This is a genomic window from Microbacterium sp. K41 (assembly GCF_004794395.1).
Taxonomy (GTDB): domain Bacteria; phylum Actinomycetota; class Actinomycetes; order Actinomycetales; family Microbacteriaceae; genus Microbacterium; species Microbacterium sufflavum.
Map to the genome: position 1 here is coordinate 1 of NZ_SSDO01000355.1, position 2,981 is coordinate 2,981.

The following is a 2,981-nucleotide window of genomic DNA, read 5'->3' on the forward strand; positions in this document are numbered from 1 at the left end:
ACCGGCAGCCCGCGGCCGCGCGGCCCCTGCCGTCGACCTCGCCCGCACCACCGACGCCCGTCCCGACCGCCCCGCCGCACGGCGGCATCGACGTCTACGCCTGATCAGAGAGGACCCCATGACCACGGTCGACTCCATCCCCGGCACGATCCCCCCGGGCAGCACACCCGCGTCCGGCGTGCAGACGGGCAGCACCACCCCCGCATCCGAGCGCAAGAAGACCCTCGACTCCGAGGTGTTCCTGAAGCTGCTCGTGACACAGCTGACCAATCAGGACCCCAGCTCGCCCATGAACACCAACGAGATGATCTCGCAGACCACGCAGCTCGCCTCGATGGAGCAGCTCACCGCGCTGTCGACGACCACCACCGAGAACTTCGCGCTCAGCATGCGCCAGACCGCCGCCGCGCTGATCGGGCGCGAGGCGCAGTACGTCGACGCCGACGGCACCACCAAGAAGGGCATCGTCACCGCGGTGTCCTACAAGGGGGCGGTGCCGCTCGTCATGATCGGCGACGTCTCCATCCCCCTCGACGCCGTCTCCGGCGTCTCCCTCGCTCCCGGCTCCGCTGCCTGACCCCTCTCCCCAGAAAGGCATCACCATGCTCCGCTCGCTCTTCTCCGGAATCTCCGGCCTCCGCTCGCACCAGACCATGCTCGACGTGACGGGCAACAACATCGCCAACGTCAACACGACCGGCTTCAAGGCGTCGTCCGTGCAGTTCCAGGACTCGCTGTCGCAGCTGCTGCGCAACTCGATGCTGCCGCAGCAGGCCCAGGGCGGTCAGAACCCCGCCCAGGTGGGCCTCGGCGTGCAGGTCGCCGGCATCAGCACCAACTTCGCCGGCGGCGCCCCGCAGCCGACCGGTGTGCCCACCGACCTGATGATCTCGGGCGACGGCTTCTTCGTGGTGCGGTCGGGCGGCGAGACCCTGTACACCCGCAACGGCGGCTTCACGTTCGACGCGACCGGTCGCCTGGTCGGCGCGGGCGGCGCGCTCGTGCAGGGCTGGACGGCGCAGAACGGCGCGATCGTTCCCGGCCAGGGCATCGGCGACATCACCCTCCCGGTTGGAGCGCTGAGCCCCGCCGCGGCCACCACGACCGCCCGCGCCACCGGGAACCTGCCCTCGGGTGCCGCCGTGGGTGAGACCCTCGTCCGCGACATCAAGACCTACGACGCCGACGGCGCCGCCACCACGCTGCGCCTCACGTTCACCCGCACCGCGACCGGGTGGGACGTGGCCGACGGCGCCGGCGCCACGACCTCGCTCACCTTCACCGACGGGAAGCAGAACGGCGCGGGCAGCATCGTGTCGGGCGGCATCACGGTCGACCTGTCCGCCGTGACCGGCTTCGCCGACGTGAGCGACCTCGCCCTCAAGGAGCAGAACGGCAAGCCGGCCGGCACGCTCGCCTCCTACGCGCTGACCAACGACGGCAGCCTGGTCGGGACGTTCAGCAACGGCGACACCCAGGTGCTCGCCCGCATCGCGCTCGCCGGCTTCGTCAACCCCGGCGGACTCGAGAAGGTCGGCTCCTCGCAGTTCCGTCCGAGCGGCAACTCGGGTCAGCCCGAGCTCGGTCAGGCCGGGACCGCGGGCCTGGGCGGCATCATCAGCGGCGCGCTGGAGATGTCGAACGTCGACCTGTCGCAGGAGTTCACGAACCTCATCGTGGCCCAGCGCGGCTTCCAGGCGAACGCACGCATCATCACCACGAGCGACGAGGTGCTGCAGGAGCTGACCAACCTCAAGCGCTGATCCCGCGGGGTCGCACGGGAGGGTCCACCGCGCGTCGGGGGCCCTCCCGTCTCGTACGGCTTGGTGGAGCGGGCGGAGCGTCAGGCCGGGCGCAGCGCGTCGGCGGCGGCGCGGAGCACCTCGTCGTTCACCGCGAAGTACGCCCACCGCCCGCGCTGCTCACGCGTGACCAGTCCCGCCTCGGCGAGCAGCTTCATGTGGTGCGACACGGTCGCCTGCGACAGCCCGACGGGCTGGGTGAGGTCGCAGATGCACGCCTCCCCCTCCGGGCTGCCCGCGATGAGCGACAGCAGCAGGACCCGGGTCGGATCGCCCATCGCCTTGAACACACGCGCCGCCCGCTCGGCGTCGTGCGGCGTGAGGGCGGAGGTCACCCGCGGCACGCAGCACGCGGTCTGGTCGATCACGGTGGGGAGACTCACCTGTCCAGTCTCTCACGTATTGACATTCTTCGATAGATCCGTGATGCTCCTCGTATTGATATCCATCGATACGAGGAGCATCGCATGTCCGCACTACCCGTCGTCGTCATCGGAGCCGGCCCGCAGGGCCTCGCCGCCGCCGCCCACCTGACCGAGCGCGGTCTCGACGCGATCGTCGTGGAACGCGGCGACGCCGCCGGGGCCGCCGTGGCGGAATGGGGGCACGTGCGCCTGTTCTCCGCGTGGCCCGAGCTGACCGACGCGGCGGCGCGCCGCCTGCTCGAACCCACCGGCTGGGTCGCGCCGAGCCGCGGGTACCCCACCGGCGCCGAATGGGTCGAGGGCTACCTCGCGCCCCTCGCCGCGAGCCTGGGCGAGCGGGTGCGCTACGCGACCACCGTCACCGGGATCGCCCGACAGGGACGAGACCGGGTCGTGGACAGCGGCCGGGCGGCGCAGCCGTTCGTCGTCCATACGCGAGACCGCCAGGGCGTGGAGGGCCGCATCGTCGCCCGAGCGGTCATCGACGCGAGCGGCACCTGGGGCCTTCCCAACCCCGCGGGCGCCGACGGCTTCCCCGCCCTGGGCGAGACCGCAGCCGCCGACCGGGTCTCGTACCGGATCCCCGACGACGTGTCCGCGTTCGCCGGGCGGCACGTCGTGGTCGTGGGGGCCGGGCACTCCGCGACGCACACCGCTCTCCGCCTCGCCGACCTGGCCCGCCGCGAGCCGGGCACCCGCGTCACCTGGCTCCTGCGGCGCGGCAGCACAGGGCACACCTTCGGCGGAGGTGACG

The 2,981-nt window shown here is 72.0% G+C and carries 4 protein-coding genes; 3 read left to right on the top strand and 1 reads right to left on the bottom strand.

The window, feature by feature from the left end; genetic code table 11:
- The first annotated feature begins 118 nt into the window (after nt 1-118).
- Together DW309_RS10975 and DW309_RS10980 are read left to right on the top strand one after the other, a co-directional pair.
- Nucleotides 119-577, top strand: a complete 459-nt coding sequence (locus DW309_RS10975) for a flagellar hook capping FlgD N-terminal domain-containing protein (protein WP_136037090.1) — start codon at nt 119-121, stop codon at nt 575-577.
- A 25-nt stretch (nt 578-602) separates the two neighbouring features.
- Nucleotides 603-1,763 (top strand): flagellar hook protein FlgE, encoded by a 1,161-nt coding sequence (locus tag DW309_RS10980; RefSeq protein WP_136034174.1) that lies wholly within the window; start codon nt 603-605, stop codon nt 1,761-1,763.
- Nucleotides 1,764-1,843: 80 nt separating this feature from the next.
- Here the strand turns inward: DW309_RS10980 and DW309_RS10985 are convergent, their stop codons facing one another.
- A complete protein-coding gene (locus DW309_RS10985) occupies nt 1,844-2,185 on the bottom strand; it encodes an ArsR/SmtB family transcription factor (RefSeq protein ID WP_136045393.1) in 342 nt (113 codons plus the stop codon).
- A gap of 84 nt (nt 2,186-2,269) precedes the next feature.
- Between DW309_RS10985 and DW309_RS10990 the strand changes: the two genes are divergently transcribed.
- A partial coding sequence (locus tag DW309_RS10990) for an FAD-dependent oxidoreductase (protein WP_136045394.1) occupies nt 2,270-2,981 on the top strand: 712 nt, incomplete at its 3' end.